This window comes from Wolbachia endosymbiont of Nilaparvata lugens (assembly GCF_007115045.1).
GTDB lineage: Bacteria > Pseudomonadota > Alphaproteobacteria > Rickettsiales > Anaplasmataceae > Wolbachia.
Window position 1 is genome coordinate 1,021,022 of sequence record NZ_MUIY01000001.1, and the last position, 21,612, is coordinate 1,042,633.

The following is a 21,612-nucleotide window of genomic DNA, read 5'->3' on the forward strand; positions in this document are numbered from 1 at the left end:
TCCTAATGAGATCAAATGCCATAAATCCTAACTTCTCTGTATGGGTAAGTGCATCAGCTGGTACAGGTAAAACAAAGATCTTAATAGACAGAGTATTAAGACTTCTATTAGAGAATAAGAGAAATATTCTCTGCTTAACATTTACCAATGCTGCAGCAAATGAAATGGAGGATCGCATTTACAGTACACTTAGTAAGTGGGCAATATGTCCAGAGAGTATATTGGTTGCAGATTTAGAACAATTAGATTTCTTTCCCCAACACCCCTACTTGTCATTCCAGTGCTTGACACTGGGATCTAGAGAAAATAAAGATTATTTAACAAGAGCAAGAAGGCTCTTCTCTGAACTGGAAAATATTGGTCTTAATATTAAAACTATACACGCCTTTTGTTACAAATTAATCTCCAGCTTTCCTACAGAAGCTGGTATCGCTCCAAATTGTACGTTGAGCGAATGTAAAGAATTGCATTCCATCGTATTTGAAAAAACGCTTCATAATGAAACTGTGCAGGACGATATAAATATCATTGCAGCTGAAATTGATGAAAACAAGCTGAGTGATTTACTCTATACCTTATGTATAAAGAGATCAGCTCTAGAAAATAATTTAGGGTATATCAAAGATAAACTAAGTGCCCCAGATAAGATTCACAATTTACAGAGTGAAACGAGTGAGCAGATAAAAAGATTAGTTAAAATATTAAGTGAGGGCAGCAAAAGAGATCAGAGTTACAGTGCGATACTTTATGATTGGTGTAATAGCACAAAATCGTCCGTACCAAATGTTGTCATCCAAGTAGCTGACACTGGGATCCAGAAAAAAAGAAATATGGATCCCAGTGTCAGCTACTTGGATGACAACAAGATAGAGAACTTAGCTAAAGTATTTCTCAAATCAGAATCGTACGAAAAAAAGAGCATATCATCAATTATAACAAAGGGTGCTTTGGAAAAATTTGAAGACGTAGAGCAAATGATAGAAAACATTCAAAATGCATTGTTTACCCATGTAAAGGATATAAATTCTTATCAAATATTCGCAAGAACCAGTAGTTTACTTAGTGTATTTAAAGTATATGTTGATCTATATAATAGTGAAAAATCAAAGAATGCACTGCTTGATTATGATGATATCATCAATTTAGCAACAGATCTCCTTAGCAATCCAGGCGATAAAGATTGGATATTGTTTAATCTAGACAAAAAAATAGACCACATTCTTGTTGATGAGGCACAAGACAATAGTATTAGTCAATGGAAAATTATAACAAGTCTCTGCGATGAATTTTTTACCGGCGGTGATGAAAAGAGAACTTTATTTGTTGTTGGCGATGTAAAACAATCAATTTACAGATTTCAAGGAGCAAATCCCCATCTATTTAATTACATGCAGCAATATTTTCACACGAAAACCGGTGGCAGAGATTGGGTATCATGTCAACTTGAAAAGTCATTTCGCTCAACTCCAGAAGTTTTGATGCTTGTAGACAGAATATTTAACAATTTTCGTGAAGAAATATCTTTTAATGATAACGAGATAAAACATATTCCATATAGAGAAAATGATCAAGGATACATTGAAATTTGGCCGTTATTGCCAAGTTATAAAGAGGAAGAGCAGCAAGCCTTACAAATTCATTTAACACAGAGGAAAGATTATGTAGTAACGGATCGATTACTTGCTCAGGCAATAGCCCAAAGAATTCACAATTGGTTAAACGAAGGGCGTATTTTAGTCGCCAAAGATCGCCATATAGAACCAAGGGACATTATGATTTTGGTACGGCAACGAAATGCGCTAGTTGACTACATAATAAGTGAACTAAAAAAAGTAAATGTACCAGTTATAGGCCGAGATTATTTTAGAATTATGGATTACATAGCTGTGCAGGACTTAATAGCTTTGGCTGAATTCCTCCTCCTTCAGGCAAATGATCTGGCTCTTGCAAATGTTTTAAAATCACCGCTATTCAACTTTACTGAGGATGATTTATTCAAGATTGCATATTATCGTAAAGAACAGTCGTTGTGGGAAAAACTTCATGATTATCATGAGATTACCTCGAATGAATTAAACTATCTGATTAATTTATCTAAGACAGAATCCCCTCTTACACTATTCACGCATATATTGCGCACAGGCAAAAAGAAATTTGCTGCAAGGCTAGGTCTTGAGTGCTTCGAGATTCTAGACGAATTTATGAACCTCGTATTGCAATTTGAGCACCCATCTCTTCAAGCATTTGTTCAGTGGATCAAAGAAAATAATCCTGAGATTAAAAATGATATGCAATCAGAACGCAATGCTGTACGAATAATGACAATTCATAAATCAAAAGGTCTACAAACTCCAATAGTGTTTTTAGTTGACACAAATACAGTGCCAAGAAACAGCAAAAGTATTTTGTTTGATACAACGGAAGCACCATTTTGGTGTGGCAAAAATAATAATGCTTATTGTGATCAAGTAAAAAGAGAGAAAAAACTAGAGGATTATAACGAATATTTGCGTTTGCTGTACGTGGCACTTACGCGTGCTGAAGATGAATTATACATTTTAGGCAAAGAGCCAGTGCAAAAGGGCTCTTGGTATGATCTAGTTATTCAATATGGAGCATTATATGAGAGGAAAAAACTATACTTACAGCCGATATTTAAAGAAAAAGTTGAAGTGCTATGCATGAATGCAAACTACCCTTCTATTTATAAAAAACGTGATTATTTTGATGTTCCAGTGATTTCACCTCCATCAAACCTATCAATGTCATTGCAGCACGTGACGCTGGAACCTGGAGAAAAAAAGCCAGTGTCAAGCACTGGGATGACAGATGAGAATGCTGGAATGACAAAAAGGAGCATTGGGACGACAGACAGCTATGCAAGAGGCTTAATAATTCACAGTATATTGCAATATATGCCCAAGATAGAGAAAGACAGGAGAAAAAATTGGGTTAGGAAATATCTTGATAGCATAAACACTAGTGAAGATAAGGATGAAATTTACAGCAAAATATTAACCTTTAATGAAAAATATGATTACCTGTTCGACTTGGAGGGCAAATCAGAAATTCCACTTAGTGGAACAATTGACGGAAAACCAGTATTAGTGCGGCTAGACAGACTGTGCATAACAGAAGACAAAGCAATCATAATTGACTATAAATCACACCATAACGTTTCTATTTCCTCATCAAATGAAATAAAAAAGCAAATGTTGATCTATAAAACCTTAGTGCAAGAAGTCTACCCAGATAAGCAGGTAGAGTGCGTGGTTATTTGGATGGAAGATTTAACCTTACAATCTTTGATCTAAACTCAAATGTTCGTATAGTAGCTACTTGCATTTGTTGTAAACTCACTTTTACTCTATAGTTATCTTTTTACTACCTTATCTATTTTCTGAACTGATTTTCGTACTAGAAAACATCCAATAAGAAGAATTATAAAAGGAATAAACCATAAAATGTAGGTACTAGATTTTACAGGTGGTACAATGATAATTGAATCTCCATAAGAATTTTTTAACTCTGAAACTATTTGCTCGTTAGTATATCCATCACTGATCTTCTTGCGAATTGTCTTACGCATACCATATGCAACTTGAGACTCAGATTCGGATAATAATTCACCAGAGCATACTGGACACTTTATTACTGCAAATAAGCTACTTGCTCGCTCTTCCATGCTTTCGTCTCTTAGTTTATCATCCAAAGTAAAAGCATTTATGCTTAAATGAAATATCAATGTAAAAAGTAAGCTAATTACTATTCTCATTTTTGGTGAATTGAGTGATAAAATCAGTAGTGGATAATTTTCCAATAAAGCCTGAACCTACATTATTGTCGTACTTTATTGAAAATTGAATGTCGTTATTAGTGATTTTTTCTGATAAGGAAGATATTGATTTTTCCAATTTATCTGCAGTCTTTGAATCATTAGTCACAAACGAAATTAATTCTTTATAATTTGATATGGCTACATTAATTTTATCTTCAAATGAAGATGTAACTAAATTGTAATTACTTACTCCACCATTCGCAGCAATAGAAAAGTTATTACTCTCAATCAAAAATTTTTCTATGTTGAAATTAATCTTAGAAGCTGAAATATGGTTTACAAATTCATAATCTAATTTAGCGTCGACACTAAGGTAATTTTCAGGACTTGCAGTATGTTTATAACGGTAAGTATAAAAATCAAATTCTAGTTTAGTATTTTCATTCAGTTCTTTATCAAAGTGAAATTGAATGTAATTACTTTTATCATTAACTTCAGTTATAACACTTTGCTGATTTTCTAAAACATCACATTTTAATCCATAATCTTCGTAACGAAATGTATCTATATAGTCTATTACAGTGCTATTTCTGCTGAATTTTAATGAAGATAGTAAATCATTTAGTTTAACAACAAAGTGGCTACTCACGTGTGTGTGACACTTTATATTCTTTTTCTCATCACTACGGACAGCAATGTTTACTTTATTGCTTGGTATATAGATATATACTGACTTATCAAATAATCTGTTTTTTATCACTAAAGCTTCAGATGAAACAGTTAATTGCTCATTAGAAAACTTTGGATTCGTTACACGAAAAACTAGGTTAAAAGGAAATCCCTTAAAATCATGTGAAATATCAACTTTTTCGTCATTAATGTAATCAGTTAAAAGACTTTTTACCTTAAATGCAGAAAAATACCAAAAACCACTATACGCTAGAGGAATAAACAAAGGTAAGGAGATGAGAATATAGACAAAAATTTTACGCATGATCCTCTTACTTATCTAATGATATATTTCTTGTACCTCTGGGCACGGTTACGCACAAACCGTCAATATCTTTTGTGATTTTTATTTGGCATCCAAGCCTCGATGTCTCTGTTAAACCGAAAGCTAGATCCAGCATGTCATTCTCCTCATCAGATATAGGATTATGTGTTTCTACAACATCATAAAATTTTGGATCAACAATCACATGGCATGTAGAGCAAGCAAGAGAACCTTCACATGCACCTTCAAGCAGATCTGGATCACTTCTATGGGCTAAATTAAGAAGAGTTTCTCCCTCTGCAGCTTCATAACTTTTCTTACTTCCATCAGGTAAAATAAAAGTAATGGATGGCATACTATTAAAATCTCTACTAATTTCTCTATATTCTACAAATAATAACTAGTATTTGCAAACTCTTTGCAATTCAATTATCTACCTCTTGTCATCATATACTTATCAGGGGAGTAAGACAGGTGCCACCAGCATCTCACAGAATTGTAAGTATAGAATTTCCTTAGTTTTAGATTTTACTAAATATATTACTGAATTAATATCATCAAACTTGATCTGCCATTTCTCCTGATCTTAAGTTATCATTTTACCGCTAGCGTTTGATCAACTACAACTTCAGCATTGCTATCTTTCAATAAATTTGCAGGACTATTACAATGGTATGTGATTGCAGCAACAACAAGACAACAAACTCCAATTCCTATCCCTACCGCTAACATTCCTGAATGAGCTGCAATAGCTACACCTAAAGCAACTCCAACTACTGCTAACGTAGAAGCAACTATGATAGAAGTATTACGACACTTAATACGAAGCTCATTTAGTTTATCTAATGCAGGAATACCATCTTTATATTTTAGCTCTCTTATATTTTCACATTTGTTAAGCAACTTCCAAGCATAACTTAACCTTGACGCTTGACCATAAAACCCCTTCTCAACATATTCAACCAAGAGATCAAACGAAGTTTCACCTTGGTTATTTTTAACGTCAAATCTTGCACCTACACTCGTAAGTGATTCAACTTTGCAAAGCATTGACTTATCGGAGTGCAAGTTTCTTAAAGCATGATGTAGAGCTGTATTCCCACCTTCATCTTGATAGTCAACTTTATTTCTATATAAAAAGTAACCAAAAATCTTTTTATTGCAATCGCTTGTAACGATATTTTTTAAAGTAATACTTGAAATTTTTATGTTATTTTCAACTAGGAGATCTAGAGCTTCTTTATGGTTACATTCAACAATAGTATCTACTAATCTATTCAACTCAGGAGTACCATTTAGACCTTCTGGTATAACTTTATGTTTGCCAAGTAACCTCACAACTAAATCTAAGCTTCGCATAGTTTTACGTTTGTCCTTCCTTAGAAAAAACTCAAAAGCATTATCGTACTCAGAACACTCATTAACATAATCAACTAAGAGATCAAATGGAGTTTTATCTTTTCTATTTTTAACATCAAGCCTTGCACCTTTACTCAGAAGGAACCTAGCAAAACTTTCATATTCATAATCGTTATAACTAACCTCTTTTAAGGCATAATGTAAAGCTGTGTTAACGTCTTCATCACTTAAATTTGAAATCTGTATGTTATTTTTGGCCAAGAGGTCGAAAATTCCTTCGAAACGATACTTGGCAGCAAATTCTACCAGTTTATTTAACGCAGGAGTACCTTCTAGTTTTTTCAGTTCATCGGCTTTACAACAACCGAGCACCACCAAAACATTATTCAATCTTTCTATTGCTTCTTCCTTAGAAGAAAATTGTTTAGCATAATTAACCAAGAGATCAAATGGAGTTTTATCTTCGTGATTTTTAGTATTAAGCTTTGCGCCTTTACTAAGAAGTGACTCGACAAAACCTTGGTATTTCGATTCATTCAAATCCAACCATTTTAATGTATGATGTAAAGCTGTATTTCCTTCTTCATCTTTATAGTTGATATCTAATCTATCTAAGTACTTATTAAAAAAATAATCCAAAAACTTTTCAGATTGGTATTCATAAGCATAGTTTAAGATGTCATTTGGTGATATTTCTATCCTTCCTTCAAAGAACTTGAAAATTTCCACACGATCGTACGCAATAGCAATTTGCACTAGAGATGTAATGTCATCATCAGCAATTTCAACTTTCCTTATTATAGAAAAGCACTCTTCAAGTTCATCTGATTTGATCTTTTCCAACAAGTTCATAATAGTGGATATATAGTTACCCTTGTCGTTTTTTAGTTTTGTTACACTTTTGGTTAATTCTTCAATCCATTCATCTTTGCCTACCTCGCTGTTTAGTTCAATGATCTTGTCTACTTTTTCTTTTCGCTCTTTTCTTAATTCTTCACATTTATAAAAAAATATATTATGTATATCGTAAAAACTTTTTATTCGATTCATTTCTGCAATGAATTTAAGTTTCCTTTTGTTTAACTTATGTATTCCTTTTGCTATTTCATCTGCTTTTTCAAAAAACTTTCTCATTTTTTTTTCCCATGACGACTCCCTCTTATAAGCTTGTTGACTAACATCCTCTCCCCTATCGTACTGAGCTTTGTTTGTTTGATCAGATAAAATTTCGTATGCTACTGATATTTGCTTGAATTTTCCCAATTTCTCTTTAAGCTCAGCCATTTGACCTTCTTCCGACTGTGATAGTAGCTCTCCGTCCTTCTTTTTTTTCTCTAACCTATCTAACTCTTGCGCTTCCTTATGCAATTTATCTGGATGAAGCTTAAGTGCCAATTTGTGATATGCTTTTTTTATCTCATCGTGAGTAGCATCTCTTTTTACTCCTAATATTTCATAATAATCAGGCATTTGTTTCTCCACTATTTTTATACATTTTTGATTATACCACTAATACCACATCTTTATGAAAGCACGGTACTGACATATAAACATTTTAGCAAATATTGTAATAATTGTCAATTTATTAACAAATTGAGTGAAAATGTGTAGAAAAATGAGTTGTGAAAATGAAAGTTTAGCAACAACAGATTAATTTATATATGAATATGGCTCACCTTTACAGCATAATCAGTTAGCATAATTTCCACAAAGCTACAGAAAGAGTTGTTTATGGTAATTGAGGAGCTACAACCGCATGACGTCTGCCATTAATAACTATTTCACTTATTGCAACTGCTGCAAAAACAAAACAATAATATACTTTTGTTAGTACAGCAATAGGTGAAAGAGAGGCAATGCTGCTTGCTAGCAATATTTGAGAACCATAAGGTAAGATACTTTTTGTGATCGCAGTAAATATTTCTAATAAATACGCACTACGGTGTGGTGCAATGTTATATCTTTGTGCAAGTCTTTTCGCAATATTACTAGTTAATAAAATAGCAACAATATTGCTGGAAACCAAAATAGTAAACATAGATGATATTCCTGCAATCATAAGTTCAGCTTGACTTCTTGTGAGATTCACCTCATCAGTGAATTTATCTATCTTTTTCTGACTGTATTCGTACATTAAGTGGCTTAATCCACTACTGAAAAGAATAAATATCATTACCTCATTCATCTTATTGAACCCCCTACATATGTCATGAGAATAATCAATAATCGAATAATCAAAAAAAGCTATTCCTAATATTCCAGCAACAACCATATTAACAGCTAATGTTACCAGTGTGTTTATTTCAAATAAACCCATAATTATTAAAGATATATAAGGGATAATTTTGACTATGGATAAATAATCCAGACTTGAGAGAGAAACAACTTCTGTGCTATTTGAAATCATTACTAGATAAGTAAGTATTATAAGACCTGTAACAGATCCTGTCTTTAGGGTTAGTTTTAGTTTATCCTTTACTGAAGCTCCTTGTGAAGAAGTAGCAGCAATAGTAGTGTCAGATATCATTGAAAGGTTGCTGCCAAACATAGACCCACCTATCACAGCTCCAACACCCACTGCACAATCAAAAGCTCCATTTTGTGCTAGATTCACAGCTATTGGTGTTATAAGTGCAATAACTCCGATTGATGTGCCTATTGCACTTGCAATAAACGCAGAAACCACAAACATTCCAGGAAGTAATAATTGTGCTGGAAGAAAGCAAATAGTTAAGCTAGCAATCACATTTATACTACCAAGCGATTGAGTAACAGTAGAAAATGCCCCAGCAAGGAGAAAAATCAAACACACGGTAAGAGTAGTTTTATTCCCCATACCTTTTATAAGAGTATCAACGCTATGCTGAATTTTGTTTTTATTGAATAGGATAGCAAAAAATAATGCTGGTAATAAGCAAACTAACGGTGAAATTTGATGAAGAGGATTGTCAAACCCAAAAAAAGAAAAATAAATACCACTACCAAGATATAAGGCTAAAAAAATAATGAGAGGAAGAAATGCAAACACTTGTCGTAATTAAATAAATTGAAAATATACTAGAACAAGCTATTTTAAGCAACTACCAATACAGTGTTTTTCTAATAATTTTGAACATCTTAAGCCATCTACTTTTGAATAAATTCCATTTGCATTTCTTGTATGCTATCCTCTATTTGCTTTATTTGCTCTATTAGCCTTTCCTCTAAGTCAAAATTACCGCCCAGCCTTGCTTTAATTTTTTCCTCTTGTAATACATTTAATTCTTTTCGTAATATTATGTTATTCCAGACATTTTCTGCGGACTTTTTCTCATTTAATTGATTGTTTAGTATGCTAGTTTTTTCAAATATAAACTTTATAATGCTAGACTCCCGTAACAGAATTTCTTTATTAAAATTGCTCTCACTAGTTACCATATTAATTACGCACTGTTGTAATTTTTTCATCTCCATATGAGTAAACTCAAAATGGGAAAATTGCTCGAAAAATATAGGGTGGTTTAAAAGTTCAGGGAACTCTATTACTATACGCAGGATTATAGCTTGATTTTGCTCTGCTTCAATTAATTCTGGAGATTTGTTGTAGAGATACTCCTCTTTTGTCTCTCTAAGCCTACTTTTAAAAATTTGCTTTTTAAAGCTACTTCTCAGTTCGTTAGCTTTATTGTAAAAATAGTCTCTATAATACCTTCTAATACTGCTATTACTGATAGCGTTTACATATTCCATGAACTTGTATTCAAGAATTGAATATTTTTCCGGGGCAAATTTTTCATAATTTTGCAAATTGCTATCGATTATGTGATGCCATAAATATTCAGAATGAAGTTTCGTTGAACAGTCAAGAGCAGTCAGTACACTCTCTTTCTTATACTTGAGCTCATCGCATATATCATATGGGTCCTTATTGCTTGGCAAAGTCACAAACTTCAATGTGTATCCAGGCTCCAGTATCGGCAAAACAAATTCTGCAATTCGAATAGCAGCATGACGTCCTGCACTATCGCCATCCATACAGATGGAAATTTCTTTAGCAAATTTCCATAGATTTTTTATCTGCTCTGTAGAAATTGCGGTACCAAGCGGAGCAACTGTATTGCTAATTCCCGCTTGATGTAGTGCTATTACATCCATATATCCTTCAACAACAAATAGATGTTGTTTTTTGCGTATTTCACTCAAAGCAAAGTTTAATCCATATAAATTTTCTCTTTTCTTAAAGAGCTGACTCTCTGGGCTATTTAAATATTTTGGTTGTTGATCAGGACTCAACGCACGTCCACCAAAGCCAATAACTTTTCCTGCAATGTTCTGTATAGGAAACATGAGTCGATCATAGAAATAATCACGAGAATTTCTATTTATCAACCCAACATTAGCCAAAATTTTGTCTTCAATACCGGAAGAGTTCAAATATTCTCTCAAACCAGAGCTTGGTGCATAACCTATCTTAAATTTATCTATGATTTTGAGTGAAATCTTGCGCTGCTTTAAATAATCTACAACTCCTTGATTTTTTTGTGTAAACCAGTTTGCAGTTAAATTCAGTGCTGAAAACAGTTTGTCGTTCTCTTTAGCAACGCTGAGGTTTTTAGGTAACTCAACACCTGCAACAGATGCCAATTTTTCCAACGCTTCCTTAAAACTTAAGCCCTCAGTTTGTGAAATAAATTCAAACGCATCACCATGAGCTGAGCAGCCGAAACAGTAATATAAGCCCTTAATATTGCTGACCGAAAAAGATGGAGTTTTTTCGTTATGAAATGGGCAGAGTCCAACAAAACTATCTCCTCTTTTTATTAGCCTGACTTTTTTTCCTACTATGTCAGACAACAATAATTTTGACTTTATAATATCTATATGATCCATTTTACCGAATTAGTAGTGGTAGGATAAAAATTATATAGAATTTATGCATATCTGACTCGAAATTTATTCAGAAAGATCAGGAGAGCTTGACAAAAAGCTCAAAATAAATTACCCATATAAATATCCTTGAGTTACGATTTCTCATATGTCAGATGTAATATCGATTGCCTCGGACCATGCCGGTTATGAATTAAAATCAGAAATAAAGCCTTACTTGGAAACTTTAGGTTATACAGTGACAGATCGTGGCTGCACTGCCGAGCAAAAGAGTGTAGACTACCCTGACTATGCTGTTGAAGTTGTAGAAGATATAACAAATAAAAAAGCAAATTATGGGATATTAATCTGCGGTACAGGCTTGGGCATGAGTACTGTGGCAAATCGTTTTGAAGGAATCTACGCTGCTTTATGTAATAGTGTTGAGATCGCAAAATTAGCTCGCGAGCATGGCAACGCGAATATACTGTGTCTTGGTGCAGGGTTTACTGAGAGTGGATTAGCAAAAGACATAGTCAAACAATTCCTCGAAACAGAATTTTCAAAAGAAAGTAGACATAAAGAACGCCTTGATAAACTTAGCAATATTAGCAAGAAAAAAACCACAAAAACTTATAATGAAGATGAAATATCAAAATTCGCTAAAATAGCAGGTGAATGGTGGGATGAGAATGGCAAGTTCAAGCCATTGCACATGATGAATCGTGTGAGAGTATTATACATCGTTGAGAAAATAAAAGAATTAAAAAAATGCGATTTAAAAGAACTATCATTGCTCGATGTTGGTTGTGGTGGTGGCATTTTGTCAGAGTCAATGGCGCGTATTGGTATTAGCGTTGCAGGAATAGATGTATGTGAGGAAAACATAAAAGTGGCACAGTCGCATGCGAAGAAAGTAGGGTTAAATATAGAATACACACACACTAGCATTGAAGAGCTAAGCAATGACAAGAAGTATGACGTGGTTTTGTTGATGGAAGTGGTTGAACATGTCGATAATTTAGAGTTTTTCATGAAAAAAGCAATAGAGCTGTTGAAGCCAGAAGGGCTAATTTTTATATCGACGATAAATAGAACTATTAAATCCTTCTGTCTTGCAATAGTCGGCGCAGAGTACATATTAAACTGGCTGCCAAAAGGCACACATAATTGGAATAAATTTCTCAAGCCATCAGAAATTGCAAATCATCTAAGAGAGAACAATGTAACACTACAAGATATGACTGGTATGGAATATAATGTAATAAAGCGTGAATGGAACTTGACCAAAGGTGTGGATGTTAATTATATACTTTGTGGAAACGTTGTAATTTGAAATCTCATTCAAGTACTAGAAGGTAATGCAAATATTTCAGGTAGTTTTGCTTTACTTAGCAGCTAATTTATCATATGTATTTCCATAGGATATCGCTATATTAGAATATGTTACAATTACTAACCTTACTTGCTGTTATCACTTCGGTTGTATTTTTTGGTCATCTAGTTCCAATGGAAGTGAAAACCTTCTTGTATTCAATAAGCCTTAGTATAAAAGAGATCTTACTATTTATAATGCCTTTTATTGTTTTTGCATTAATCTTTAGTAGTGTTAACAATCTTAAGCAGTCGGCTATAAAGTTTATATTGTTAATTATTATAACGATTTTCTTGTCGAACCTTACCTCAAGTCTAATAGCTTATTCTGCTTGGCACTTTATCTTACAAAATACTTATTCAATACAGAACGTAATACAGCATGAAGAAACAATTGTACCTTTATGGTCGTTTGAGCTACCGATAATGCTTTCCAACTTTCGTGCTCTTGCTTATGGGTTTGCGTCCAGCTTAATAATGTCTGCTTTGCTGCCTGAAAAAAGCAAAGAACTTTCTCAGAAAATGTCAGATTTAATTTTGTTTGTTTTGAAGACATTCTTGACACCAGTTATTCCAATGTTTGTACTTGGATTTGCTTTTAAAATGCAGCATGACCAGGTTCTATCTACAATATTTATGAATTACTCAATAATTTTTATTATTATAGCATCTGTAACCTACCTTTATGTTTTTCTCTTATATGGAGCAGCAAATTCATTCAAGATCATAAGCTGGATAGCTAGTATAGGCAATATGATACCTGCATTTATTACTGCAATGAGCACAATGTCTAGTAATGCAGCTATGCCTCTTACTATTGAAGGAAGCAAAAAAAATGTAAAGCAGCCTGATATAGCATCGTCTGTTGTGCCAATAACTGCTAGCTTTCATTTAGTAGGTGATTGCTTTTTTATTATAATATTATCAATGATAATGACTTTTGGTGGTGGATTGTCTGCAACAGACTATGTGACTTTCCTTCTCTACTTTCTGTTATTTAAATTTGCTATTGTTGCAGTTCCAGCGGGAGGGATTATGGTAATGTTGCCTGTTCTTGAGAAGTATCTTAAATTCTCTCCAGAGATGCTTTCATTAATTACAGCATTGTATATAGTGTTTGACCCAATAATAACTTCAGCAAATGTTATGGGTAACGGTGCTTTTACTATAATGTTTACAAAGCTCTATGATAAGCTTAAGTGATGTCCATTCTAGCAATTAATACTGTAGGTGCTGGTAGTTCAATAGCAGTAATTGATTACGATGGTAATTGTTTTGTAGAACGCAATTCTGCAAACAATAGTCATGCAGAATCATTTTTTCAAATACTGAATACTTTGTTTGATAAGCATAATTACAGCTACGATAAAATAGACCATTTAGCAGTGATAGTTGGACCAGGAAGTTTTACTGGAATCAGAGTTGGTATATCAACTGCACAAGGTATAAATCTTGCTACAAATAAGCCGTTATATGGGGTTAGTGCGCTGGAAGCTCAAGCATATGCAATATCGCTACTTTGTGCAAATAGCAAAAAAAATATTAAAGCTATAATCGAAGATGATCAAAAGTTTTATACGCAGTTATTTGATTTCAATTTGTTACCGCTATCAAATCCTGCTGTAGTAAGTGAACTCCAGCCTGAAACGCACTGCATTACATATATGGATTGCAGTTTACCAAAGTTGGATGCTAGCCATGCAGGGCTATTAGTCCGTTATAGACTAAAAAATAAACAAAAATTAAATGAAGTTGAGGCTCTATACTTAAATGAGCCTCAGTATATGAAATTGTTGCCTATCGTGTAAACACTATCAATTTGGCCAAATTTGTACATCTGACTTACTATTTCCTCTGCTACTTCTTTTATACTCATATTTGAATTTTCTATCTCCATAGCATTTGGTGGCATAAATAAATCTTCCTCTCTAAATTTAATACTATTTATATTAGTAACCTTCCTATTTTTTCTTTGCTTTTTTGATATAGTACGCTCTTTTAATATCAATGGATTGCACCTAAGTACTATAGGGAGGATTTTTGTGCTCATTTTTTTACTAAGTTCTACTACTGAGTTATATATTCTTATGTTGTAATCATTATTTTTAATTAATTCATCAACAAATATATAATTTTTTGAGTCAATAGGATAGGCTTCTATTGCCTGAAACATAACATGTGTAGTGTTATATATTCTATCTCGAGCTTCTTTGGAAGTTTGATTATATTCAAGTCCACTTACAATTACTGCATTTATCATACTAGATAATACTATTGCTGTAGAAAGTTTACCACTTCCTGGAAGACCAGTGATATATATGAAAAATTTTGTTAGCTGTTTTTTTATGTCAACGTTTATCATATTATTTTTAATATTAAAACCTACAATTATAATAACATAAAAACAAGGCTTTAAAACATATGAAATATTAAATAAAAAGTCGCTTTTATAGTAAAAATACTATGTAATCTAGAAATGTAACCTCTAATCACCTAAGGCAAATAAAAGTGCTTAGTATTTTAATGTAGGTTCACCTTTTAGTTTGTAATAAACTTTTTTTCACGTATAAATCTTTAGAAAATTTTAGTCAAGAGCTATGTTATTAACAAATAGTGAGTTGAAAAGAGACCTAGTTAACGCCTATCAAATTTTATCTTATCTTAAATTAGATGATCATACGTATACTCATCTCTCTGTACGTTCTGAAGATAAAAAGTCATTTTATGTTTATCCGTTTGGTATACGTTTTTATGAAGTAGATGAAAGTTCATTGATGAAAGTATCGTTTGATAGGAATATAATTGAAGGCAAAGAATATCAATATAATAAAACTGGCTATGTAATCCATGGCTTCATTTATCAAGCAAGGAAAGATATTCAAGCAATTTTTCATCTACATACACCTTCTATTGTAGCAGTTTCTTCTCTCAAGGATGGATTAATCCCAATAAGTCAGTGGGCGCTGCACTTTTATAATAAGGTATCTTACCATGATTATAATTCCCTGGCACTTGATGATACAGAAGGAAAAAGATTAATAGCTGATTTGAAAGAAAATTTTGTAATGTTAATGCGCAATCATGGATCTATAACATGTGGTCAGACTATACAAGAAGCAATGTTTTATACGTATCACTTAGAGCAAGCTTGTAAAACTCAATGCCTGACGCTAGCAATGAATAGGGAGTTGTCAATTCCAAGTGAAGAAATTTGCTCAAAAGCCGTAAAGGATCTTCTGTCTTTCGAAAGCAATCTTGGTGAGAGAGACTGGCACGCATGGGTTAGGTTGATTAAAGGTAAGTTATAAAAGTTTCTGACTCTTCGATAGATATTAAATTTCTTGCATAACCAGCCAGTCTGAAATCCAATAATGGTTTCATACGCTGTAATTCATGCAAGAAGTCTAATGTCTCCATCTCTACTTAAATTAACACCCTTAACTAAGCAGATACAAGTAAATAACTAGTAAGTTTTTTCAATCCTGCTCCACAGCAAATTTTAATGCTATGTGAGTAGTTATAGTGCTGTTAACAATTAAAATGACAAAAATTAAGATGGTGATTAGTAGTGTATAAATATTCAAGGATAAATTTTCAAATTGAGTTAGCAATTTGAAATATACAAAAGTTGGCATTATCATTGGCAAAACAAGAATTTGCGACACTCCTGATGCTAAGTTATTTCTACCAATCATTAATGCATTTCCAGTAGCTGAAATATTAATGATTATCAGCGTATTAAATAATAAAGACACTCCAACTGCTATTGAATGTTCAATATTATTGCCTAGAATTGCAAAGCTGAACATGAAAGAAATCACTGAAATCGGTAACCCAAATAACAACCAGTGAGCGAAGATTTTATAAGCAACTATCAGCCTAGAAGAGAGTGGCTGTACAAAGATTTGCTCTAATATTCCATCATGATAATCAGATGTAAATAAATTATTTGTAGAGATCTGCAAAACAAATGTAGCACATATCCATGTTAATGTTAATATGACTTCTTGTTTACTGTTGTTTTCAAGTGTATATGAAGATAAACTTAACATTATAATAAAAATACATACTATATAAGTAAGATTATTATTATTTATTACTAATTTTTTTACCGAACTAATCATACCAGGATTTTAAATGTTTATTATAAATTATAGTGTTTACTTTGAGGGTAGTATAATTTTTTGTGTTTACAAGTTATATAAGTTTTAATATATTTTATTGATAATGCTATGGAAAAATTAATAAAAATAAAGTTACCAGAAGATTACGTTCCTTCAGAAAATGAAGAATATATGAACGTAAAACAACTGGAATACTTTAGCTTAAAGTTACAATCAATACTCTCTGAACTGGAGAAACAAGATCTAGAAGATAGTAGTATTTATTCTGATAGAGATAGTGAAAATGGAGAATTAATTAAGCGCCGAAAAGATAGAAAAGAAAAAATTAAGGAGGCGTTGGAAAAAATAAAATTAGGCATTTATGGTTACTGCGATGGAACGGGAGAAGAAATAGGAGTCGAAAGACTTAAAGCTAATCCGCTTGCTATGTATTGTATTGAAGAACAAGAGAGAATAGAAAAAGAAAAGAACGTTTATAACATTAATGATTAGAACTTGTCCGGGAATTCAAGCATATTTCTTTCCTTAACATAACTCTACTCATAGCCAGATATATGAAATTTTCAGTAAGTAAATCTTATTCTTTCGATAGTCTTCTATTCCTAAAGCAAAAGTCCTTTCTACAACCCACCTTCTTGGCTGTACTTTAAACCCCTCATTGGTAGTAGCTAAGGCGGTGTGTCTCTGTTGACTTATAACCTACATGAAGGCCTTTTGACAATCTCAATATCCATACCATATTCTTCCTTTATATGATTTTTAAATTTTCTCCTTGGTATCCCATCACATTTTTTTAACTATAGTATATTTTTTTCTTACTTTCCTGTATGATACTCTGGAATAGCTTTCTATTCCTGTCCATTCCCTTTGACTTAGGTCTGCTGGATGCTTTTTTCTCATCTTTACCCAGTACTAAAACTTTAGATATTATAGCCTCTTTTACTAATCTCTGGACAAGCTCTAGCTTCGGTAAACTCAGTAGAAGGTTCTTTTGCAAAAAATGCAGCATGTACAGCATTTTTAATAAAAAAACATGCAGCAAGTGCAAATATTGCTGTCGGTACATAGCGCAAAGGAAAAGCTATACTAAAAAAAGTAGCAGAAGCAACGATTAAGCAACAACAAGTCAGTATCGTTTGATCACGTAGATAACGTCTATCAACTCCACCGTATTCAGCCATCAACCCTTTAACTTTATCATTGCTACCGTATGGCAGAGTAAGCGTTTTAATCAAATTCATTACACCATTATTAGTGAAATATGGAGCACACTCTATAACTCTGGAGCCATAAACCTTCTGATTAGGATCTGCACCATACTTTAGAAGCAACTCTACATATTTTTCGCGTTTATCGTTGTCACAATTGATTGCTTGATATAATGGACCTCGACCATCTTTATCTAACATATTAGGATTAGCACCATATTTCAAAAGTATTCCCATAGTATGATCATCATCACACAAAAACGCTTCAAACAAAGGATTTTTACCATTTCTATCTAACATATTAGGATCAGCACCATATTGTAACAATAACTCTACAATTCTGCTGTCGTCGAGAACCATATAATAGTATAACGAAGCTTCATTATGTAATAACTTTATATTAGGATCAGCACCATTTTCTAAAAGAAGTTTCAAAATACTATAATTTCTTGAATCTTTAGCTTGCATTAAAGCAATAGATAATGGAAAGTAAATACAAATAAGTTCTTCATTGATGTAATCACCAAATCTTCCATCTTTACTGCTTTTGAATTTGGAAAAAAGCTTTTCAAGAAACTTTATATCCTGATTATATAGAGCCCTACTTAAGTAAAACCTCAAATCTCCAGGCGAATTAATTTCATTTAAATTTTCGTCAGTTAGATTTTTAACCCCTTCTATATTTTCCTTAGTGAGAAATTCATATGCATTACCTAGCTTTTTAAATTTCTCCTCATTTTGTTTCTTTGCAGCTTCTGAATGTTTATCAGGATGATATTTTAAGGCTAATTTTCTATACGCTGATTTAATTTCTTGTTCACTGGGCGCATCGCTTGATTGAAAACCTAATATTTTTAAAGCTTTCTTTCTACTTACAATAAATTCCCCACTGAAATATGTTAAATTAAACGTAACCCAAAATTTCAAAAAGTAAAGCTTTTATGTCAAAATTGCATCTATTTCATAACTGTACAAATATTGTAGATCAGGAAACTTCAGTCCTTGATACTGGAATAACATCTCTATACTACTCCGGGCCAATCTAAATATTAAGAAATTTACCATATAAAAAAAGGCAAAAGAAACCCTATTAGCTATTATCTATTTTTTAAATTTACGTTCTTTATTGTCTCATTTGACGTTCACTAAACAGAATGTAGTCTAAGTACAAACTTGTGAAAGGCTTATGTGTAATGCTTCTCCACATAATCACTAATAATTGCCTTAAATTCTTCAAAAATATTATCACCTTGTAAAGTTTTGAAATATTTGCCGTCTTTGTAGACTGCTGAAACAGGTTTTTCTCCGTATCCAGGCAGGCTGATCCCCAGATTTGCATGTTTGCTCTCTCCAGGACCATTTACTATGCATCCCATAACAGCAACGTTCATATACTCTACACCAGGATTCTTTTTCTTCCATACCGGCATATGAGTTTTTATGTAGCCATTTACTTCCTTAGTTAATATACGAAAACGATCGCTACTTGTGCGTCCACAACCAGGACATGAACTCACCTGAGGGTTAAAGTAGCGCAAACCTATAGACTGCAGTATTTCCTGACATACTACCACCTCATTAGTGCGTGATTCACCAGGGCGCTGAGTTAAAGAAGCCCGGATAGTGTCTCCAATACCATTTTGCAATAAATAAGTAAGCCCTGCTGTGGTATTTACTACGCCTTTGTTACCCATACCAGCTTCGGTTAAACCCAAATGCAGCGCATAATTGGAAGATTGTGCAAGTGCCGTATAAACTAAAATTAAATCTTGCACTCTACTGACTTTACATGAAATGATTATTTTTTCTGCACTCAGGCCAATCTCTTCAGCTTTTTTTGCACTACCAAGAGCAGACATTACAAGCGTCTTACGTAATATAACATCAGAAGTTTTTGGATTACTAGACAAGGAGTTTTCATCCATTAATTTTTGTGAAAGGTACTTATCAAGACTACCCCAATTTACTCCAATTCTGACGGGAAGATCATGCGTTATTGCATACTCTATAATTTTTTCAAATTTTTCATCACGTTTATCACCAAAGCCTATATTACCTGGATTTATCCTAATTTTACCCAGAATTTTAATGTTGTCTGGATAATCCTGAATCAGCCTGTAGAGCTCATATTGTCCACAGCCTACTAATATCTTACCATCAAAGCCTTCTTTATTTATTTCCTCTACTATATAAGGTATTGCTTTTGCTACTTCCTCTGAGTTCAAAGCAATTCGCACCAACTCTGAACCTGCATGCGCTAGTTCTATTACTTCTTTTGCATATTTCTGAGCACTGCTTTTTATGTTGTCAGAATCTATATGTGCACCAAGTGCCATGGATTGAACAACTATAGGATTATTTCCACCTATCTTCACTTGTCCAACTTTTACAGTATAAGTTTTATGCCTGGAAACCGGCGATGACTCATATGCATCATCACTCAATGTCAGGTCTCTATCTAGCATATTATTAATCGTGACACTATTTTACTGTGTCAACTACACTGCCAAATGAACTTGAACCATTTAAACTATTTTGTGGTGTTCTATTTAGATCAGTAATAGAATCATGAGAGCACGTTCTTCTTGATGGACTTTCTTTTATAGTAACATTTATAGGGGAAACTTTTTTTTCTCGTGTTGAAGTAACTTTTTTCCCTTTTTGTTGTTCACTTTTATGCTGCTTACTTTCATACTGAGAAACTGGCTCTTGATCTATAAATACAGCACCCTTTAAACGTGCAAGATTAATACCATGCTGATTGATCATAGCATCCTCCCCATCTTCAACTATGCAAGCTCCCACGTTGTTTGGCTCGTTATCAAGGCTAGCAATTTTTTTTTCTTTTAATTTTTTAATTAGATCTTCTTTATTTATAGCTAGATCTTGTAACTTTCTTTTCTTGAGAATCTCCCTACGCTTTTCATATAGTTTATATGAATCAGCAAATTCCTCATCTGCATGAAAATTTGTACCACCAGGATTACCAGGAGGTATGTACCTTTTACTAAGCTTCACTTTAGACTTAGCTTCAACATTATGTACAGTAAAGAAACTAGAAACCAAAAGTATTAATATAAATAAAACTTTAGAAAAGATCTTAAGCATACTATAGTCAATATTGTGCCTTAAAAGATACCAATTAATAAACTTCAAGTAAATCAGAATCTCTACTAACTTTATAATACAAACATCTTTCTAAAAAATTTACTACCAAAACCTGCAAAATCTAAAAGAAGTGGAAGGTGTTACAAATTTTACGTAACACCTTTACAAGAAGAGCATTATGCGTGTGCTCTTCCTTGTTGTAAATTATTATTCAGTTTTTCGGTATCACCTACATTACTAAACTTCCCATTTGGTGTATCTTGAGACAAATCGTTTTTCTTCTCTTTATCAAGTTTAACTCCCTGATAGATACAGAATGCAACAAAACTAGTTACCGCTATTACAGCAACAGCACTGACTATGGCACAAATTAGTAGTGTTTTTTCTTGATCTGCTACTGTTTCTGTCAAATCTGCAATTTGTCCCGTGTGATCAGATACTGTTTTAGATAGTCCTGGGTTTTCCTCGTCCCCTAGTACGATTTTTCGTACATCTTCAAACTGCTTAGTACCAACCTTGTCTTTTAATGCACTAAAAACTTTTCCAAACTGCTCAACATCTATCTTTTGAGCTTCTTGCCACTCTTTTAATGCACTAAATACCTCTTCAAACTGTTTAGCATCTATCTTTTGAGCTTCTTGCCATTCTTTTAATGCGCTAAATACTTCTTGAAACTTTTTAGCATCAATATTTTGACTTTCCTGCAATGCTGTTACATCCGATTTATCAAAACCGAATACAAATTTGGTTATACCCATTTTTAACCCCCTAGCTAATTAATATATTACTATTGTACGTTTTTAGTAGTTAATTTAGTATTAA

Annotated in this window: 18 protein-coding genes and 1 pseudogene; 6 read left to right on the forward strand and 13 right to left on the reverse strand. The window is 33.0% G+C overall.

Translation table 11 applies throughout. The features are described 5' to 3' along the window. The first annotated feature begins 5 nt into the window (after positions 1 to 5). Positions 6 to 3,314, forward strand: a complete 3,309-nt coding sequence (locus BWZ41_RS05055; RefSeq protein WP_143689604.1) for a UvrD-helicase domain-containing protein — start codon at positions 6 to 8, stop codon at positions 3,312 to 3,314. Between the two features lie 59 nt (positions 3,315 to 3,373). Here BWZ41_RS05055 and BWZ41_RS05060 read toward each other — a convergent pair whose 3' ends face one another. From BWZ41_RS05060 to dnaG, 6 genes are all read right to left on the reverse strand, one after another. After that, a complete protein-coding gene (locus tag BWZ41_RS05060) occupies positions 3,374 to 3,775 on the reverse strand; it encodes a cytochrome c-type biogenesis protein (protein WP_143689605.1) in 402 nt (133 codons plus the stop codon). Beyond that, positions 3,759 to 4,772, reverse strand: coding sequence for a hypothetical protein (locus tag BWZ41_RS05065; RefSeq protein ID WP_063631142.1), 1,014 nt, complete (start codon positions 4,770 to 4,772; stop codon positions 3,759 to 3,761). The genes BWZ41_RS05060 and BWZ41_RS05065 overlap by 17 nt, the downstream gene beginning before the upstream one ends. A 7-nt stretch (positions 4,773 to 4,779) precedes the next feature. Then, the gene (locus tag BWZ41_RS05070) at positions 4,780 to 5,127 is read right to left on the reverse strand and encodes a ferredoxin family 2Fe-2S iron-sulfur cluster binding protein (protein ID WP_063631141.1); all 348 of its coding nucleotides are present in this window, start codon (positions 5,125 to 5,127) and stop codon (positions 4,780 to 4,782) included. A 239-nt stretch (positions 5,128 to 5,366) separates the two neighbouring features. Beyond that, positions 5,367 to 7,601, reverse strand: a complete 2,235-nt coding sequence (locus BWZ41_RS08565) for a TomO hydrophobic C-terminal domain-containing protein (RefSeq protein WP_143689606.1) — start codon at positions 7,599 to 7,601, stop codon at positions 5,367 to 5,369. A gap of 259 nt (positions 7,602 to 7,860) precedes the next feature. Next, positions 7,861 to 9,159, reverse strand: a complete 1,299-nt coding sequence (locus tag BWZ41_RS05080) for a Na+/H+ antiporter NhaC family protein (RefSeq protein WP_143689607.1) — start codon at positions 9,157 to 9,159, stop codon at positions 7,861 to 7,863. A 98-nt stretch (positions 9,160 to 9,257) separates the two neighbouring features. Beyond that, positions 9,258 to 11,000, reverse strand: coding sequence for a DNA primase (dnaG, locus tag BWZ41_RS05085; protein WP_143689608.1), 1,743 nt, complete (start codon positions 10,998 to 11,000; stop codon positions 9,258 to 9,260). A gap of 145 nt (positions 11,001 to 11,145) precedes the next feature. Here dnaG and ubiG point away from each other — a divergent pair, with 145 nt between their 5' ends. From ubiG to tsaB, 3 genes are all read left to right on the forward strand, one after another. Further along, entirely contained in the window at positions 11,146 to 12,312 is a 1,167-nt protein-coding gene (gene ubiG / locus BWZ41_RS05090; RefSeq protein WP_143689609.1) for a bifunctional 2-polyprenyl-6-hydroxyphenol methylase/3-demethylubiquinol 3-O-methyltransferase UbiG, read from the forward strand. A 107-nt stretch (positions 12,313 to 12,419) separates the two neighbouring features. Beyond that, positions 12,420 to 13,553 (forward strand): cation:dicarboxylate symporter family transporter, encoded by a 1,134-nt coding sequence (locus tag BWZ41_RS05095; RefSeq protein WP_143689610.1) that lies wholly within the window; start codon positions 12,420 to 12,422, stop codon positions 13,551 to 13,553. Then, positions 13,553 to 14,158, forward strand: a complete 606-nt coding sequence (tsaB, locus tag BWZ41_RS05100) for a tRNA (adenosine(37)-N6)-threonylcarbamoyltransferase complex dimerization subunit type 1 TsaB (RefSeq protein WP_143689611.1) — start codon at positions 13,553 to 13,555, stop codon at positions 14,156 to 14,158. The genes BWZ41_RS05095 and tsaB overlap by 1 nt, the downstream gene beginning before the upstream one ends. Here tsaB and BWZ41_RS05105 read toward each other — a convergent pair. After that, positions 14,128 to 14,712, reverse strand: coding sequence for an AAA family ATPase (locus BWZ41_RS05105; protein ID WP_177429456.1), 585 nt, complete (start codon positions 14,710 to 14,712; stop codon positions 14,128 to 14,130). The two genes, tsaB and BWZ41_RS05105, sit on opposite strands and share 31 nt — an antisense overlap. 235 nt (positions 14,713 to 14,947) lie before the next feature. On the opposite strand from BWZ41_RS05105, the gene BWZ41_RS05110 reads away from it, so the two are divergent. Next, positions 14,948 to 15,658, forward strand: a complete 711-nt coding sequence (locus BWZ41_RS05110) for a class II aldolase/adducin family protein (RefSeq protein ID WP_143689612.1) — start codon at positions 14,948 to 14,950, stop codon at positions 15,656 to 15,658. Between the two features lie 168 nt (positions 15,659 to 15,826). Here BWZ41_RS05110 and BWZ41_RS05115 read toward each other — a convergent pair whose 3' ends face one another. Then, positions 15,827 to 16,474, reverse strand: coding sequence for a heme exporter protein CcmB (locus BWZ41_RS05115; RefSeq protein WP_143689613.1), 648 nt, complete (start codon positions 16,472 to 16,474; stop codon positions 15,827 to 15,829). A gap of 108 nt (positions 16,475 to 16,582) precedes the next feature. Here BWZ41_RS05115 and BWZ41_RS05120 point away from each other — a divergent pair, with 108 nt between their 5' ends. Then, positions 16,583 to 16,966: a TraR/DksA family transcriptional regulator gene (locus BWZ41_RS05120; protein WP_143689614.1), complete on the forward strand. Its 384-nt coding sequence runs from the start codon at positions 16,583 to 16,585 to the stop codon at positions 16,964 to 16,966. On the opposite strand, the pseudogene BWZ41_RS08075 reads toward BWZ41_RS05120, so the two are convergent. The 5 genes and pseudogenes from BWZ41_RS08075 to BWZ41_RS05140 form a co-directional block, all read right to left on the reverse strand. Further along, positions 16,956 to 17,290, reverse strand: a pseudogene (locus tag BWZ41_RS08075) (IS5-like element ISWpi1 family transposase); the annotation flags it as partial. The gene BWZ41_RS05120 and the pseudogene BWZ41_RS08075 sit on opposite strands and share 11 nt — an antisense overlap. A 104-nt stretch (positions 17,291 to 17,394) precedes the next feature. Continuing rightward, complete coding sequence (locus BWZ41_RS08080) at positions 17,395 to 18,609, reverse strand: ankyrin repeat domain-containing protein (RefSeq protein WP_143689615.1); 1,215 nt, start codon at positions 18,607 to 18,609, stop codon at positions 17,395 to 17,397. Positions 18,610 to 18,866: 257 nt separating this feature from the next. Continuing rightward, the gene (ispG, locus tag BWZ41_RS05130; RefSeq protein ID WP_143689616.1) at positions 18,867 to 20,147 is read right to left on the reverse strand and encodes a flavodoxin-dependent (E)-4-hydroxy-3-methylbut-2-enyl-diphosphate synthase; all 1,281 of its coding nucleotides are present in this window, start codon (positions 20,145 to 20,147) and stop codon (positions 18,867 to 18,869) included. A 16-nt stretch (positions 20,148 to 20,163) separates the two neighbouring features. Continuing rightward, entirely contained in the window at positions 20,164 to 20,790 is a 627-nt protein-coding gene (locus BWZ41_RS05135) for a TRP75-related protein (protein ID WP_143689617.1), read from the reverse strand. A 176-nt stretch (positions 20,791 to 20,966) separates the two neighbouring features. Beyond that, positions 20,967 to 21,548 carry a hypothetical protein gene (locus BWZ41_RS05140; protein ID WP_143689618.1) on the reverse strand — a complete coding sequence of 194 codons (582 nt, stop codon included), beginning with the start codon at positions 21,546 to 21,548 and terminating at the stop codon, positions 20,967 to 20,969. Between the last annotated feature and the right edge of the window lie 64 nt (positions 21,549 to 21,612).

Excerpts from the sequence above, each read along its gene's own strand:
- BWZ41_RS05055 (WP_143689604.1), top strand. The coding sequence starts at position 6 with ATGAGATCAAATGCCATAAATCCTAACTTCTCTGTATGGGTAAGTGCA.
- BWZ41_RS05060 (WP_143689605.1), bottom strand. The coding sequence starts at position 3,775 with ATGAGAATAGTAATTAGCTTACTTTTTACATTGATATTTCATTTAAGC.
- BWZ41_RS05065 (WP_063631142.1), bottom strand. The coding sequence starts at position 4,772 with ATGCGTAAAATTTTTGTCTATATTCTCATCTCCTTACCTTTGTTTATT.
- BWZ41_RS05070 (WP_063631141.1), bottom strand. The coding sequence starts at position 5,127 with ATGCCATCCATTACTTTTATTTTACCTGATGGAAGTAAGAAAAGTTAT.
- BWZ41_RS08565 (WP_143689606.1), bottom strand. The coding sequence starts at position 7,601 with ATGCCTGATTATTATGAAATATTAGGAGTAAAAAGAGATGCTACTCAC.
- dnaG (WP_143689608.1), bottom strand. The coding sequence starts at position 11,000 with ATGGATCATATAGATATTATAAAGTCAAAATTATTGTTGTCTGACATA.
- ubiG (WP_143689609.1), top strand. The coding sequence starts at position 11,146 with ATGTCAGATGTAATATCGATTGCCTCGGACCATGCCGGTTATGAATTA.
- BWZ41_RS05095 (WP_143689610.1), top strand. The coding sequence starts at position 12,420 with ATGTTACAATTACTAACCTTACTTGCTGTTATCACTTCGGTTGTATTT.
- tsaB (WP_143689611.1), top strand. The coding sequence starts at position 13,553 with ATGTCCATTCTAGCAATTAATACTGTAGGTGCTGGTAGTTCAATAGCA.
- BWZ41_RS05105 (WP_177429456.1), bottom strand. The coding sequence starts at position 14,712 with ATGATAAACGTTGACATAAAAAAACAGCTAACAAAATTTTTCATATAT.
- BWZ41_RS05110 (WP_143689612.1), top strand. The coding sequence starts at position 14,948 with ATGTTATTAACAAATAGTGAGTTGAAAAGAGACCTAGTTAACGCCTAT.
- BWZ41_RS05115 (WP_143689613.1), bottom strand. The coding sequence starts at position 16,474 with ATGATTAGTTCGGTAAAAAAATTAGTAATAAATAATAATAATCTTACT.
- BWZ41_RS05120 (WP_143689614.1), top strand. The coding sequence starts at position 16,583 with ATGGAAAAATTAATAAAAATAAAGTTACCAGAAGATTACGTTCCTTCA.
- ispG (WP_143689616.1), bottom strand. The coding sequence starts at position 20,147 with ATGCTAGATAGAGACCTGACATTGAGTGATGATGCATATGAGTCATCG.
- BWZ41_RS05135 (WP_143689617.1), bottom strand. The coding sequence starts at position 20,790 with ATGCTTAAGATCTTTTCTAAAGTTTTATTTATATTAATACTTTTGGTT.
- BWZ41_RS05140 (WP_143689618.1), bottom strand. The coding sequence starts at position 21,548 with ATGGGTATAACCAAATTTGTATTCGGTTTTGATAAATCGGATGTAACA.